The sequence below is a fragment of the Ancylomarina salipaludis genome (assembly GCF_004122035.1).
Lineage (GTDB): Bacteria > Bacteroidota > Bacteroidia > Bacteroidales > Marinifilaceae > Ancylomarina > Ancylomarina salipaludis.
Window position 1 is genome coordinate 26,358 of record NZ_SAXA01000003.1, and the last position, 16,200, is coordinate 42,557.

At 38.0% G+C, this 16,200-nt stretch carries 11 protein-coding genes; 6 read left to right on the top strand and 5 right to left on the bottom strand.

Annotated elements, in window-relative coordinates; genetic code table 11:
- Positions 1-96 precede the first annotated feature (96 nt).
- A complete protein-coding gene (locus EO244_RS04285) occupies positions 97-549 on the top strand; it encodes an FKBP-type peptidyl-prolyl cis-trans isomerase (RefSeq protein ID WP_129253308.1) in 453 nt (150 codons plus the stop codon).
- A 739-nt stretch (positions 550-1,288) separates the two neighbouring features.
- Here the strand turns inward: EO244_RS04285 and EO244_RS04290 are convergent.
- The 4 genes from EO244_RS04290 to EO244_RS04305 form a co-directional block, all read right to left on the bottom strand.
- Positions 1,289-1,705: a DoxX family protein gene (locus EO244_RS04290; protein WP_129253310.1), complete on the bottom strand. Its 417-nt coding sequence runs from the start codon at positions 1,703-1,705 to the stop codon at positions 1,289-1,291.
- A 283-nt stretch (positions 1,706-1,988) separates the two neighbouring features.
- Positions 1,989-5,102 (bottom strand): efflux RND transporter permease subunit, encoded by a 3,114-nt coding sequence (locus EO244_RS04295; RefSeq protein WP_129253312.1) that lies wholly within the window; start codon positions 5,100-5,102, stop codon positions 1,989-1,991.
- 24 nt (positions 5,103-5,126) lie between these two features.
- Entirely contained in the window at positions 5,127-6,212 is a 1,086-nt protein-coding gene (locus tag EO244_RS04300; protein ID WP_129253314.1) for an efflux RND transporter periplasmic adaptor subunit, read from the bottom strand.
- Positions 6,213-6,231: 19 nt separating this feature from the next.
- Positions 6,232-8,577: a TolC family protein gene (locus EO244_RS04305; protein WP_129253316.1), complete on the bottom strand. Its 2,346-nt coding sequence runs from the start codon at positions 8,575-8,577 to the stop codon at positions 6,232-6,234.
- A gap of 373 nt (positions 8,578-8,950) precedes the next feature.
- Between EO244_RS04305 and ruvX the strand changes: the two genes are divergently transcribed.
- The 5 genes from ruvX (at position 8,951) to EO244_RS04330 (ending at position 15,219) form a co-directional block, all read left to right on the top strand.
- Positions 8,951-9,373, top strand: coding sequence for a Holliday junction resolvase RuvX (ruvX, locus tag EO244_RS04310; RefSeq protein ID WP_129253318.1), 423 nt, complete (start codon positions 8,951-8,953; stop codon positions 9,371-9,373).
- 45 nt (positions 9,374-9,418) lie between these two features.
- Positions 9,419-9,973: a peptide deformylase gene (gene def / locus EO244_RS04315; RefSeq protein ID WP_129253320.1), complete on the top strand. Its 555-nt coding sequence runs from the start codon at positions 9,419-9,421 to the stop codon at positions 9,971-9,973.
- A 157-nt stretch (positions 9,974-10,130) separates the two neighbouring features.
- Positions 10,131-12,167 (top strand): ComEC/Rec2 family competence protein, encoded by a 2,037-nt coding sequence (locus EO244_RS04320; protein ID WP_129253322.1) that lies wholly within the window; start codon positions 10,131-10,133, stop codon positions 12,165-12,167.
- A 229-nt stretch (positions 12,168-12,396) separates the two neighbouring features.
- A complete protein-coding gene (gene trkA, locus EO244_RS04325; protein ID WP_129253324.1) occupies positions 12,397-13,737 on the top strand; it encodes a Trk system potassium transporter TrkA in 1,341 nt (446 codons plus the stop codon).
- A gap of 33 nt (positions 13,738-13,770) precedes the next feature.
- On the top strand, positions 13,771-15,219 hold the full coding sequence (locus EO244_RS04330) for a TrkH family potassium uptake protein (protein ID WP_129253326.1): 1,449 nt from the start codon (positions 13,771-13,773) through the stop codon (positions 15,217-15,219).
- 73 nt (positions 15,220-15,292) lie between these two features.
- Here the strand turns inward: EO244_RS04330 and EO244_RS04335 are convergent, their stop codons facing one another.
- The gene (locus EO244_RS04335; RefSeq protein WP_129253328.1) at positions 15,293-16,060 is read right to left on the bottom strand and encodes a TrmH family RNA methyltransferase; all 768 of its coding nucleotides are present in this window, start codon (positions 16,058-16,060) and stop codon (positions 15,293-15,295) included.
- Between the last annotated feature and the right edge of the window lie 140 nt (positions 16,061-16,200).

Below are 16,200 nucleotides of genomic sequence, written 5' to 3' on the forward strand. Positions count from 1 at the left end.
TTTTGGTCTTGTATAGTGGTTTGACTTGTAGGCTAAATTTAATAAAAGTTCTGACTCCATTTTGTTATATTTGTTTTTTACTAAAAATTGATGAAAATGAAATATAGTGTATTAGCCATCGTATGTGCCTTTTTAGTTTCGTGTTCAAGTGGGCCTGAGAAAGATTTCTCGACAATAAATGAGAAACAAATTACCGATTATATAAAGATCAATAAGCTGGAAGCAATTAAGTGTGAGTCTGGATTATATTATGTGATTGATGAGGCAGGGGAAGGTTCGAAACCTACAAGTGCATCAACTGTTCAGGTGGCCTATAAAGGTTATTATTTAAATGGAGAAGTTTTTGACGAGAGTAGTGAGAGAGGTATTTCATTTCCGTTGAAAAGAGTGATAAAAGGATGGACCGAAGGCATCACTTATTTTAAAGAAGGCGGGAAAGGAACGCTCTTGGTTCCCTCACATTTGGGCTATGGTCCTTATGATACAAGAGGTATTCCGGGTGGTTCTGTCTTGGTTTTCGATATTCATTTGATATCTGTGAAGAAGTAATATGCTGCAATAAAATAGAGAAAGGAACCCGAAATGGTTCCTTTTTTTGTTCTTTAATTTTAATCAATTTTTCTTTTCGCTCAAGCCGCTAGGCTTTTACTTTTCCTTGATGAAAAGTAAACAAAAATCCCCCAGCTAGTGCGAGCTTGTTGCTCGTACTCTGAGAAGCAGAAATGGAAACAAAATACAAACCCAAGCCCAATCATGCTTGGGTTTTCCAATTAAAAAATGGGGAGATCTGCATCTAGGCTAAAACACGCGTAACGTATTAACCCCAAACCTCTAAAGGGGTTTATAGGTGCTGTTTGTGAAAGTCCCCTTCAGGGGATTTAGGGGTAACGAAGCGGAGCTTGACGTAGTCCATTTAGGGGTAGTGATGCTGGTGTTTTAACACTTACACAATCAATTCTACCAGCAAATATGCCCATTCTACCCTTCGAAATGTTCATTTTACGCTCAGGGAATGAATTCTACCGCCTGATTCATCAATTTTACCAGTCACTTTATTCATTTTGCGCTCAGGGAATGAATTCTACCATCTGATTAATCGATTCTCCCAAGCACTTTATCCATTCTACCTTTGGGGAACGAATTTTCCCAACTGATGTAAGTCTGTAACTTGTATCGGGTAAATAAGAATACAAGTTTTGGCTATCTCATAAAAAAACAAATATTAAGACAGAAAAGGCAGCCTACCTCTTAAGGTAAACTGCCTTTTTCATCTTAGGTCGGACAGATCTTATTTTTTCTTCTGTAGGAGATAGTCAAGTGAGAATTTACGACCGCCAACGACTAATACAACCAGGTAAATAAGCAGGTAAAGTAGGGCAAATTCCTTTTTAGCAAAAGGATCAGCGCCGTGAATTATAAAAGTTGCCACAAGCATTGTAATGATCAGTGGAATGGAAGCCAAACGCGTAGCCAGACCTAATCCAATCAGAATGGAACAAACAACTTCAGCAAAAACGGTTAGCCCTAATGAGAATGTTGCACCTAGTCCGATTGGATCGGCAAATTGTATCTCGTTGCCCGAAAATAGGAGGTTAAGTTTTCCCAAGCCATGTGTTAGCATAAAGGCTGCAATGCTTACTCTCAATACAAGGCTTAAGAGGTCTAAGTAGGTTTCGTTGGTTCCTGTATGTAATAATCGTTTCATACTTATGAATATTTGATGATTTTATAAAAAGTAATAGATTTTCTATATGCAAATTTAAGATATCGGATGAGCTGGAAGCTTAACGAATTGTTAAATCCCTGAAAAAAACACATTCAACTCTTTTTTGTTTGATAAGTCGTATCATGGCCGTGTGGGAAACAAAACCTGGGGCAGGCTTGTTTGAACAAGGCTATATTTTAAATGCAACATTTTTCATTTGTATGTGTTATTGGTGTTGAGACAAGAGAAACGATCAATTGTCTCAACACCTATTTTTATTAAGCTAGTCTTCTAATAAATCATTTTTGAAAACGTAATCTTTATAGCTGACCTTATACAGAATGCTGTAGAATGCCGGGATAAATATTAAGGTAATGATGGTTCCAAACAGAAGTCCAATCATGATGGATGCCGCCATGGGTTCCCACATGAGGCCACCTCCCAGATATAAGGGAATTAGTCCCAAAGATGTGGTGAAGGTGGTTAAAAGAATGGGGCGGAATCGCTGTAAACAGGCGGCTATGATGGCATCCTGAGGTGTTCGTTTTAGTTCATTTATTTCAATTTCAATTCTGTCGATCAGAACGATGGCATTGTTGATGACAATTCCGGCAAGGGAAATGACGCCAAGGAAGGCCATAAATCCAAAGTAGGAGCGAAGCACAATCAAGCCAATAACCACACCAATCACCCCCAATGGAATGGTGCTGACAACCATCAGTGTTTTTCTGAACGAATTAAACTGAATGACCAGAAGAAGCAGAATGATGAAGGCCGATAGGGGTAAGTAGTCGATTACGGCACCCATGTTTTCGGAGGTGCTCTTGCTGTCGCCACCCAATTCGTAGACATAAGCATCAGGCCAAGTTTGTGTTTGCTCGTCGAGCCATGGTTTAAGTTCTGCCATAATTTCGGAGGCATTCCCCTCTTCATTAAGTTCACTGGAAACATTGATGCTTCGAATCAGATTTAAACGTTTAATTCTGGCATATTGCCACTGAGGAACAATAGAGGCAAGTTGCGAAAGGGGCACACTTCGTCCTGATTTTTGTGCGAAAACATTCATGGTTTCGATTGATTCGTAAGTCTGTTCCTGATTCGCAAATCCTCTCAGTAGAATTGGAATGTTTTTATCATTTTCGCGATATTCTCCGGTTTTGAATCCATCCAATACCGTTTTTAGCGATGTGGCAATATCCTGATTGGTTATGCCTGCCATTTGTGCATTGTTTTGGTTGATATCGATGATGAATTTTTTTGTTTTTGGGCCCCAGTCATCCTTCACATTTTTGGTTCCTTTTATGACAGAGAGTCTTGATTTTATTTGCTCCGATAATACCGAGAGGATATCGGGATCTTTTCCTGAAATTTTAATCTCGATGGGTGTTCCGCCACCGCCTGCAGCCAAAGGACCCACTTTAATATCGGCATTGGGCAAGTGTGAAAAACAGTACTCGTCAAGTCGGGCAATCATCTCATTATTGACTTGAAATGTGCTTGTGTTGACGAGGATATGGGCGTAACTCGAATTGGCTTCATCCTGCGAATATCCTAAATCGTATGACTTCGGTCCTTGTCCGATGAAGGATGACCAATCGGCAATGCCCTCTGATCGGGATTCGTTCACCAATAAACTATCGGCAATAAAGCGTTCTATCTTTTTTACGACGGTTTCAGTTTTTTCAATTTTGGTGCCCAGAGGTAAATTGATATCAACAGTAATCATATTGCGATCGCTATCGGGGAAGAAGTCGAAAGGAACCAGACCAAAACCGAAGAGTGATAGGAAAAACAGGGCAAATATGCCTATGATGACACTGCGTTTGAAATCCAAGGCAAGCAAGATGAGTGATTTGTAATAGACTTTTAAGGCATCGAACATACGATCCATTATACCCGGTTTTGTTTCTCCTTTGGGTTTTACCTTTAAGAAAAGGTAGCATAGCATCGTAATAATGGTTAGGGATACAATCCATGAGGAAAGTAAAGCCAATGTGATTACGACGAAAATAGGTCCCATAATGTCACCCATAACCGAGTCAGCCAGAAAGAATGAAAGAAAGGCAACCGAGGTTGTGAGTGTCGAAATTAATAGGGGGATCAGGAGTTCTGAACAGGATGAAATAGCTGCTTCTTTAACCGATATTCCCTTTTCCATTTTCACCATGATGGATTCGGAAACCACAATGGCATTATCTACCATCATGCCCAGAGCCATAATTAAGGCTGCAAGGGTTACCTGGTTTAGGCCCATATTGATAAGCCCCATTAGCATCAATGTCATAATAGTAACAAGAGGAATTAAACTGGCTACAATCAGTCCGGTTCTTAATCCAAGAAAGATGAGCATCACGACCAAAACAATCACAATGGATTGAATCAGGTTACCAATGAAATTTCCAATGCTTTTGTCGACAAAGGTATCCAGTGAAGAGAGTCTCTGTATTTTTAATCCAATGGGGAGTTCCTTATTCCATTTGGTTACAACTTTGTCTACTTCTTCGCCAAGTTTGATGATATTGGCGCCATCAATCAGCGAAATTGCTAAGGAAATAGCGGGCTTTCCATTCACATGCACAATGGAATTAGCCGGTTCGATATAGGCTTTCCGGATGCTCGTAATATCGCGAAGCTGCACCACTTGTTTGCCATCGCCAACGGGAATCAGGGTGTTTCGGATGTCTTCAAGTGAGTTGTAGTTTCCGGTTGGTTCCAATATAATCTTTTCATCTTCAAGGTTTACCTCACCACCTGAGTCAAGGATATTGGTGGAGGCAATCACATTTTGAAGACTGGTTGACGTTAAACCATATTCTTTTAGTTGTGATTCATCAAATTCGATAAATACCCTTTCTGCCTGGGCACCACCAAACTCAACTTTAGCGGCATCATCCAGTTTAATCAGATCATCGCGAAGATCATCAGCAATATCTTTCATTTCGGTATAGGAATAGCCATCGCTTATTAAGCCTACAATAATCCCATAAACAACACCAATGTCATCATCGTTCAAATCAGGCTTAACACCCTTAGGCAAGTCGCGAATACCATCGAGTTTACGTCTCAATTTGTCCCAAATGCTTTGAAGCTGTTTCGGTCCGACTTCGTCCTTTAATTTGACTGTAACAATGGATAGTCCTGTTCTTGAGGTGCTGTTTATTTCTTTAACTTCGGGTATCTCCTGTGCTTTTTTTTCGATTTTATCGGTGACCAAAAGCTCTACGCGTTCGGGGCTGGCTCCCGGAAAAGAGGAGACAATGGTTGCAACCCTAACTGTGTAAGGCGGCATACTGTCTCGTGGTAACGATTTGTATAAGCTTAGTCCCATCACCACCACTACGGCAAGCAGGGTGAAGGTAATTCGATTTTTCTCAATGGCAAATTTAGTCAGATTCATAGGTGCTGATTTAATGCGTTGAAACTATTTAAGGCTTACTTTCTGACCATCAAGCAGGGTTTGTAGTCCTGCGGTGGCAACAATTTGTCCGGCTTTAAGTCCGCTTTTGACTTCGAACCCGGTAGGTGAGAGCTCCCCAATTGTAAAGTGTTGTTTTTTTATCAGACCTACGGCATTATTTTGTTTCTCGATGAGATAAACAAAGTTACCCTTGCTGTCTTTGCCTACTGCAGAAATCGGCACGATTAATATTTCCTGGTTGTCTGTCTTGGGAAAGGTAAACGTGATGTTGGCAGCCATTCCCGATTTGATTTCGCTTGTTTCGCCCGAAAGCTTGATACTGACAGGGTAAGTGGCAGTTCCACTCTCAACAGAAGGGGCTATTTCGTTGACAACACCATCGAATATTTTCCCTTGAAGTGCTGGAAACTTGGCCGAAACGTTCATTCCTTTGTGTACCCGGTTGATAACATTTTCGGGTAAGCCCAGACCGACTTCCATAAAACTGCCGGCATTCAGAATAGCAATAATGCTACCAGCCCCAACATTTTCGTTGTTCTCCACATTTTTTGAAGCAATCACACCGTCAGCGGGGGCATATATAATACCGTATCCGACTTGTTTTTTCTGTATTTCAACGCTTCGCTTTGCCGATTCGTAGTTGGCCTCTGCTGAGGCAAATGACGATTTTGCATTCTCGTAATCGCTTAGCGAGGCAGATCCTTTTTCGAACAGGGTTTTGGTTCTTTCCAAAGTCGATGTACTTGTGTTCAGATTGGCTTTGGTACTGTTTAATGCTGAGATGGATTGTTCTAAAGACAAGCGAGCTTCAGAATTATCGATTTGAGCCAATAAATCACCTTTATGAACTTTTTGTCCGGCGGCAATATTCAATGTCGTTAGGATACCACTGGTTCTGAAACTCAGGTTAATTTCTTTGTCCGATCTGGCAATTCCATTGAATGATCGAACCTGACCGATGCCGGAGTAGCTGACCTCGGCATATTTTACGGGGCGTAACTTTTCTTTTTGTACGGGCTCTTTTTTATTGGAACAGGCTGTGCCAAATACCAAAACAGTTAAGATTAAAGTATAATATAGAGTTTTCATAAGATTATAGTTTAAAGTTTTATCGAAGAATTTTTTCTTTTACTCGACTGATAAAAGCCTGATTTTCTTCTTCGGAATGGAGAATAAAAAAGTACGACATGATTCTTTCAAGTTGCAAAATGCTTAATTGGAAATTGTAGGTTGCATTGGCTTGTTGTTGCTGGGCCTGAAAATAGGCTTGTTGGGAATCAATTAAGGAAGTAATGCCTATGGCTCCGTTTGAGTAGGCTACCTGCATCAGTTCAAGGCTTTCTTTGGCTGCCTCAGTTGAGACTTGTGAAAGTTCGATACTGGAATACTGACTTAAAATGGATAATATAATATCGTTTACATTTTTTTTGATTGAAACAATGGTTTCATCTTTCTGGAAATTCAACTGTTCTCGTTGAATAAAGGATTTTTGTCGGTTGATATTTCGCTGGTTTTTCTGGAAGATGGGCAGGTTTACCTGTACGCCTAAATTGTAATAACCATCAGGGGGGCCTGCAAATCCGGTTGGATAGTTTGTGCCCTTGCCATCCCTGCTGAAAGTGTGATTGTATTGTCCCTGCAAACCCACTGTTGGCAAAAACTTACTGCGTTGATATAAGGTTTCCAATCGTTTGGTTGCACTGATGTTGTATTGCAATGCTTTTAATTCATGCGCATTTTCGATGGCAAGTTCTTCTATAAAAAGAGTGAATTTTTCTCTTAGGAAGGGATCATCCACGAGGTTGAAAAATTTTTTATGATCTTTTTTTGTTTGACCTACCTCATTTTCTTCGGTATTGAACACATCAATTCTTAGGCCAATGGGATTGTTTAGAATTTGATTCAATTCATTGAAAGATTGGTTCAGTGAGGTGTATCCGTTTACAATACTTTGTGTCGCTCGAGCCAATTCACTTTTCCATCTTAAAACATCAGATTTCCCCGTTTGCCCGGCATCATATCTTTGTTGAGCTATTTCATAATTTTTGCGTGTAACCCTTAGGTTTTCATCGCTTATTAAGAAGTTCGCTTTGGCAATAAGTGCACTGTAATAGGCGATACCGGCATCAAGAATCGCATTCTTTTCGTTGGAATTATAGGTTTCCTTTGTCGCCTTTTCAAGCTCTTTCTGAATCTTAATATTAGCACTTGCCTGTTCCGAAAAAATAATCTGTTCCAGTTTAATATTACCGGATGTGCTGTATTCCGGGTTTGATCCATTCGAAGCCTCTGCTAAATCAGGATCGATATGTGTGCCACTGGCTGAAGCAGAAAGATTGGGAAGGTATTCGCTTTTGGACAGTTTAACTTCTTGTGCAGCCAGTTCAATATTTTTCTGTTCTGCCTTTAAGCTGAGATTCTGTTCCAATACTTGATGCATGACATCGGGTAGGGTATATCTTTTTTGTGAGGCAAGTTGGTTGGCATTTCCTACGATATTGGTTTGTAATAAAAAGCTGTATTTCAGTGGAAAGTTAATTTGAAACGCCGTTTCGATATTGAGTGATAGTTTTGCTTCAATATCCATATAAATGGGCAATTGGGATAAATTGTCGCCATTTACAGCCGCTTCGATATACAAAGCAATGCGTCTGAAAAATTGATCGAGATTGTTTATCGGTTGTGATGTTAATAAGATGCCACAGTCCGCAAAATGCTTACCAATGGAAGTGAATGTTGGTCGTTTTTTTTCATTTAGTTTTTTTACCAAAGAGATCTGTTCATCCTTAGTGAAGAAAATGCCACCAGACAAATAGACCGCATCCAGAGATTCTAATTTGCCATCAAGATCGGAAACCTGATTGATTGGGATCAAAACATATTCAGCATCAATTTCCTTGAAGATTTTATTCAGAGTGTTCTCTACTGGATAAATCTCAGTAAGGTATTCATCCAGAACAATTCCAATTTTTTGATAGGGGTAAATTTTTTTGAATTGCAAGAGGTCTCTTTTGTAGGATTGAGAGGTCAGGATATAGGTCAGGTTAGGTGTGTTTGAAGCCTTTTGTCCTTCGGGGAATGTGATAAAATCAGCATTAATTACACCAAATAATATAACGGGTTTGGGAAATGTTTTGTTTTTAGCAATGACAAAGTTGTTAACCGAACCGAATGAAAGAATCAGATCTACATCCTTAGCTTCGAGCATCTTTTCGTAATTGTTTTTGGCTTTGTCAAGATTCAGGTCATTCAGTAAGATAAATGAATCTTTAAAAACAATATTTGCAGACTGACCAACAACGGATTTGATTTCTTCCTTAAGTTGTTTGAGTAGTAGAACGGTTTCCGGGATTTGTTTATCGCCCAAAATAGCGATGTGGAAGTCTTTCTGTTTTTGTCCAAAACCAACAAAGCCGGAAAATAACAGAATAAGAAGGATAACTTTGTTCTTCATATTGGGGGTTGTTTAGGATGTAAGAATTGGTTTTTACTGCAAGCAAGAGCTTGGTTTAAAAGGTGCTGCTTTTACAGTTGTTCTCCCTGGGTTTTTGTTCAGCCATTAATGATACCTAATATAGTAAAAAAAAGAAAGGATCTGAATCAGAGTAAATTATATTTTAAACAGATGAGGTTATAGATCCGCTTATTTTCTAAAACAGGAAGCTGTTGCAGTTAATTAATTTGGTATAGAAGTGATTTGTCAGGGGCGATTTGGGACAAGATTTTAGTAACTTATAGTCCATAAGGATACGATTATAAAGGCTTTGGGTTTACGCTTCCATTAAGTTTTTCTATCTTTGCACATTAAAAATTAAAAATGATAAGCTTTGGCAAGACTTTTAGCAATTGATTACGGTAGGAAACGAGTGGGTTTAGCTGTTAGCGATCCGATGCAAATCATTGCAAATGGATTGGATACAGTGCATGCCAAGGATGTTTTGGATTATCTGCAAAAGTATATGGAGACTGAGGAGGTTGAGTGTATTGTTGTTGGTCATCCCAAGCAATTGAATAACGAGGATAGCGAATCGATGAAATATTTGAAACCTTTTCTGGGGCAGTTGAAGAAGCGATTTCCGGATATGCCTATCGAAATGGTGGATGAACGTTTTACATCCAAACTGGCTTTTCAGACGATGATAGACGGAGGAATGACAAAGAAGCAGCGTCAGAACAAGGCAGTTATCGATAAAATTAGTGCGACTATTATACTTCAATCGTATATGGAAGCCAGAAGGAATATGTTTTAATAAATTACCAATTGATTGATTTCAATCGATTTTAAGAAATAAAGAATGATTTTACCCATTACAATTTACGGGCATCCGGTTTTACGAAAAATAGCAAAGGATATAGATAAGGATTATCCGGATTTGGAGAAATTTATGGCAGATATGTGGCAAACCATGTATTTTGCAGATGGTGTTGGTTTGGCTGCACCTCAGGTTGGACGTTCAATTCGTATGTTTGTGCTTGACTGTTCAAATTTTGCAGATGAGGAGCCAGAGTTGGAAGGTTTCAAAAAGATGTTTATCAATGCAAAGATTACCGAGCGTACAGGCGAGGAGTGGAGCATGTCAGAAGGTTGTTTGAGTATTCCAGGACTGAACGAAGATGTGGTGCGTCCCGAAAGCATTAAAATTGAATATTACGATGAGAACTGGGAGTTTCATGAAGAAGAATATTCAGGTTATGCCGCTCGCGTTATTCAACATGAATACGATCATTTGGAGGGTATCATGTTTACTGATCATTGTTCACCGCTTCGTAAGCGTTTGTTGAAATCGAAGTTGACAGGCATTTCAAAAGGGAAGTTTAGTGCCAAATACCGATTCAATTTGGCGAAATAAAGCTGAGAAAAAATAAAATCTTCATCTCAAGTATTTAAATAGCAGATGTTGATGCCGTACTTATAAAATCCTTTGATTCAGTCGAATCAGAGGATTTTTTTTTGATACATACAGAATGTTTTACTAATTTGTTATGTATCAAACCTAAAAGTATCTTATGTCTTTCAGGGAATTTCTACATCAGGTGCCATTCTTGCGCTTACTTCTACCTTTTACATTGGGCATTGTTTTGGCAGAGTTCTTTTTGTTGCCAACCAATCTGATATTTATTTTTTTAGGCATAGCCTTTACGGGTTTGTGCTTGTTTCAGCTGATTCCTGTTTTTCGAAAATCATATGCTCATTCATATGTCTTTGGGCTTTTTATTTTTTTACTCATTTTTAGTTTTGGTCAGTTCCGAGTTAGTCAGGTGAATGCTGATATGCAATTAAATAACATTGACTCCATCTCATCTTTTAAAGGAAAACTCAAACGTAATTCGGATGAAAAGACAAATTCAATGGCCTGTGTTCTCGAATTGGAAGCTGTAAATCAAAGGGGTATTTGGAATAAAAGCGATGCTCAAATACTCCTGTATTTGGCTAAGGATTCGTTGTCAAAATCGTTAAAGTTTGGTGATCATATTCTGGTTTCGTCCAAACTTAATAGAGTGAGAAATAATGGCAATCCTTATGAGTTTGATTATGCTACTTATTTAAAGCATCGTTCTATTTTATATTCGACATATGCGCCAGGTAATTTGTGGTGTATAACGGAAAGAAATGAGCGATTAAGTTTGAAAGGTCAGGCTTTGGTTTGGAGAGAAAAGCTATTACATATTTATAAGAGGACAGGTTTAAAGGATGAGGCATATGAGATATTGTCCGCTTTGACTTTGGGAGCCAGAGATGAAGTTTCAGATGATGTGAAGCAGGTTTGGACCTCAGCCGGAGCAACGCATGTGCTGGCTGTTTCGGGCTTGCATGTAGGAATCATCTTTGGTATTATGCAATTTCTTTTAAGCTTTATGGCACGATCAAAAACAGGACGTATTCTGCGGGCTGTAATTTTGATTATAAGTTTGTGGTTGTATGCTTTACTGACGGGTTTGTCGCCTTCGGTTATGCGTGCTGCTTGTATGTTTTCAATACTTGCTCTGGGATTAGCCATCAATCGAAAGGGAACAATCTACAATTCCTTGGCTATATCTGCCTTTCTATTACTTTTGATAGATCCCTATGTTCTGTTTCAGGTTGGCTTTCAATTTTCTTATCTGGCAGTTATAAGTATTGTTTACTTTCAGCCCAAATTTGAAAGCTTACTTTTGTTCCATTCTTTTATCCTGCGTTGGTCGTGGAAATTGTTTACCGTTTCAGTTGCTGCTCAGATTGGAACTTTTCCTTTAGCAATATTCTACTTCCATCAGTTTCCAACCTATTTTTTCCTGTCCAATTTTGTGATCATCCCATTTGCCGGACTTTTAATTTATGGTTCTGCTTTGTTATTGATATTTTCGGAAGTCAATGTTTTATCCAAAGCATTAGCTTACCTTTTGCAACACTTTGTTGAGTTGATTCATTGGTTAATTTATCAAATTCAGATCTTACCAGGGGCTTTAATTGAGAGAATTACTATCTCATCTTTCCAAATTGTTTTAATTTATGTCTTTATTATTGGACTTATAATTAGTATTAAATGGAAAAAAAGAAAACTTGTTCATCTGAGTTTGATTTTCTTAATCGCTTTTAAATTGACAACATTTTCAAATCGATATTTAAATCGATCATCTGAAATGGTTGTATTCAATACGCATAAGCATACTGTTGTTTGTTTTAGAGATGATCAACACGTTTTAATTTTGAGTGATATACTTCTTGATGAAAAAATGAAGACTCGTTTGATTTACCCTTATACAATGGCAAAGGGTGTGAAGTATTTTCAATACGATACTTTAAAAGATAATGATTGGCGAGTGTTTAATGATCGGACTGTTGCCCTAGTAGGAAATTCTTCATTAGGGAAGTATGTGACGGATTTACCTGCCGATTATATTATTATGCGTAATAATGCTTACAGCATGAAAAACCATCTGCCGGAACTTCAAAGAGGAGTACTTATTCGTGATGGCTCAAATATTGGAATGAAAACTGATGTCTTGAGTGCTTGGACTTGGGACACTCAAAAGTCGGGAGCCTATATTAGCATATTTAAATAAGTTAATTGATGCAAAGCTTTTTTAGAATTTAGGCTTAGTGAGCTCTGTTTCTATAGAGAGTTGATTTTGAAACAGGTATTGCGAATTCTTTACTCATTTTAGATTAGTATTATTTTTGGTATATATGCTGTATATTTAAAGGATATTGTTTTATTTTGCCGACTCGTTTTTGGTTGGTCTATTTATTTAATGTTTTAGATAGACCAGGAGGTTCAAATTAAATACCATTATGAAGATTGTAATTGCAGGAGCAGGTGCAGTAGGAACTCACTTGGCAAAAATGCTTAGTCATCAGGATCATGAGATTATTTTGATTGATAGTGATGAGGAAAAATTGAAATTAATTGATTCTCATTTGGATCTTTTAACCATTGTAGGATCAAGTTCTTCGATTAAGGATTTGAAAGAAGCCAATGTAAAGAAGGCTGACCTGTTTATAGCCGTAACACAATCTGAAGAGGTTAATATTACTTCGAGTTTGCTTGCTAAAAAGCTAGGTGCTAAGCGTACAATTGCTCGTATTAATAATCAGGAATACCTCATCCCTGAAAACAAGGATTTTTTAAATAGTTTAGGAATCGATGAATTTGTGTATCCTGAACGTTTGGCAGCCAAGGAAGTGATTAATTATTTATCGCGTTCCGGAACACGTCAGATGTACGAATTCTCAGGTGGTAAATTATTGCTTTATGGTATTAAAATAAGCAGTAAGTCGGTGGTAATGGATAAAACTATGGCCGAGGTTTCTCAAATAACGGGTGACAATGATTTCAGAGCTGTTGCGATTAAACGAGAAGATCAAACCATTATTCCGCGTGGGCACAATCGATTTATGAGAGGCGATTTGGTTTTTGTTATCAGTAAAGCTGAAAGCATCGATAGAGTGATGATGCTTGCCGGAAAGCAAAAATACAAAATCAAGAAAGCCATGATTTTAGGCGGTAGCCGTATTGGTTTTAAAACAGCAAGTGAACTGGAACAAAACCTGGATCTTAAATTGCTGGAGATTGATAAAAACAAGAGTATTAAGCTTGCTGATGCATTAGATAGAACATTGGTGATAAATGGTGATGGACGTGATCTGGATCTTTTACGTGAAGAGGGAATCCACAAAATGGACGCCTTTGTTGCCGTAACAGGTAATTCGGAGACCAATATTCTGGCTTGTTTGTTAGCAAGTAAGATGGGCGTGAAACGCACTATTGCTGAAGTTGAAAATATCGATTATATCGATTTAGCTGATAGTATTGGTGTGGGAGCCATGATTAACAAAAAGCTACTGGCGGCAAGTTATATTTACCGATTTACTATGGATGCTGATGTGCAGCATTGTAAATGGTTAACCGTTTCGGATGCTGAAGTGATTGAATTGGTTGCACAGGCTAATTCCAAAATCACTATGGGAAAACTGAAAGATATTGACTTTCCTGAAGATGCGAATATTGGAGGTATCATTAGAGGCGATCAAGGTATTATTGCCATGGGAGATACTCAGATTCAAGAAGGTGATCAAGTTGTTGTATTTACCTTACCTTCGGCAATCAAAAAAGTTGAAAAGATTTTTAAATAGTTTGATCGTTAAAATTGACTACAAGCTTGAACAGTGATTAGAAAAAAAATAATATTCAATATCCTGGGGAAACTCCTAGTTGGAGAAAGTGTCTTTCTTTTTCTATCTCTTTTGGTTTCTCTTATTTATCAGGAATCAGATACCCAGGCTTTTTTATACTCTGGCTTGATTACATTTGCAGTGGGTGGCTTAAGCTATTTAACTTCGAAAGGTGTTAAAAAAGATATGGGGAAGCGTGAAGGCTATATTATTGTGAGCCTTGTTTGGATTGTGTTTTCGATTTTTGGATGTCTGCCTTTTTTGTTTAGTGGATCGATACCTTCGATTACCGATGCTTTTTTCGAAACGATGTCCGGATTTACGACGACAGGTTCATCTGTTTTGAATAATATCGAAGCATTACCTCATGGAATTTTATTTTGGCGTTCATTAACCCAGTGGCTAGGAGGTATGGGAATTATTGTAATGTTCCTGGCTATTCTTCCAACTTTGGGTATTGGAGGACGGGAGCTGTTTATTGCTGAAGTACCTGGTCCCTCTCCTGATAAATTAACACCCAGAATTAAGGAAACAGCACGTAATCTTTGGGGCTTATATGCCTCTTTCACCCTTTTAGAATGTCTTTTATTGGTGTTGGGTGGGATGTCTTTTTTTGATGCCATAAATCATTCCTTAACAACGATGGCAACGGGTGGTTATTCCACCAAGCAAGCCAGTATTGGTTATTTCGATTCCATTTACCTGCAATATGTTATTATTACTTTCATGTTTATTGCGGGGACAAACTTTACCTTGTCCTACGGTATGGTTACAGGGCGTATATCCAGGATTTTTAAGGATGAAGAATTTCGATTTTATACTTTCGTGATTCTGTTTTTCACTCTCATTATTTCGGGAGGAATTCTATTAACATCCTCTATGGGAGTTGAACAAGCTTTTCGTGATGCACTCTTTACAGTTGTTTCTATTATCACGACCACAGGTTATGCCACTGCAGATTATTTATTATGGATGCCATTTTTAGGTATGTTAATATTTGTGTTGATGTTTGTTGGTGGTTCGGCGGGCTCAACTGGTGGAGGTGTCAAAGTGGTTAGGATATTGCTGCTTTTTAAAAATAGTTTTTACGAATTAAAGCGATTAATTCACCCCAATGCAGTCATTCCAATTCGTTATAATCAACGTGTTGTTGATCAGCGTACAGTGACAAACATTTTGGCTTTCTTCGTTTTTTATATCATTATTTTCATAATTTCAACCGTATTGATGTCATTTTGGAGCTCGGATATTTTCTCGGCATTAAGTGCTGTGGCAACGACACTTGGCAATATAGGACCAGGATTTTCAGAGATCGGGCCTATGGAAAATTTCTCGAAAATGCCTGATCTTGCTAAATGGTTTCTGTCTTTCCTGATGCTTTTAGGACGATTGGAGTTATTTACTGTTTTGATTCTGTTTTCACCATCTTTTTGGAAACATTAAAATAGACTTAGAAATATTGAATAAAAAAAATGCAGCCTTTAAAGCTGCATTTTCTGTGTTAGATATTTTGTTTTTAAAATTGACGCCTTCTGAATTCAGAGCACACAATAGAGCAGGCTACTGAAACATTTAAGGATTCGGAAGTTGCTTGGTCTGCTGGAAAATTGGGGATGAATAGTTTGTGACTAACCCGCGTTTTCAGATCATCTGAAATACCTTTGCCTTCGTTCCCCATGATAATAAAGCCCTGTGTGCTGAGTTTGCTTTTGTAAATTGTTTCCCCTTCAAGGAAAGTGCCAAAAACAGGAAAGTCAGGATTTGCATACTCATTGATTAACTGTGGCAGATCGGTATAAATGACTTGCACACGTGCTAAGGCTCCCATGGTTGCTTGTATGACCTTAGGATTATAAAGATCGACGGTGTTTTTAGAGCAGAAAATATGCTTAATACCAAACCAATCTGCAATTCGAACGATTGTTCCTAAATTTCCAGGATCCTGTACATCGTCAAGAAGTAGTGACAACGATTGGCTGATTGTTTTTTTGTTATAGTCAGAATCCGGAATTTTAAAAATCCCCAGTACATCCGAAGGCGTCTTCAGATTACTGATTTTTTTTAATTCGGAAGCATCACATTCAATGAGTTCAATCTGCTTGTTGAGTTTCAGAAAATCAGTAGTTGACGCTTGTTTATTGTGAATGATGTATTGGGGTTCAAGCTCTGACTTTAATAAATCAACGATCAATTTATATCCTTCAGCAATAAAGAGCTGATGTTGATCTCTAAATTTTTTTTTCTGTAAACTACTAATGAGTTTAATCTGATTTTTTGAAAGCACAATAATTGAATTGAATTTTTATCTTTGAGAATACGAATCAGGCTAAAAAGTTCTTGAAGATAAGTATCTTTGTAAAATTGATAACTAATAACACAATACTCTACTTGAAACCTAATCTGAAATACAAAAATAGTTATTTT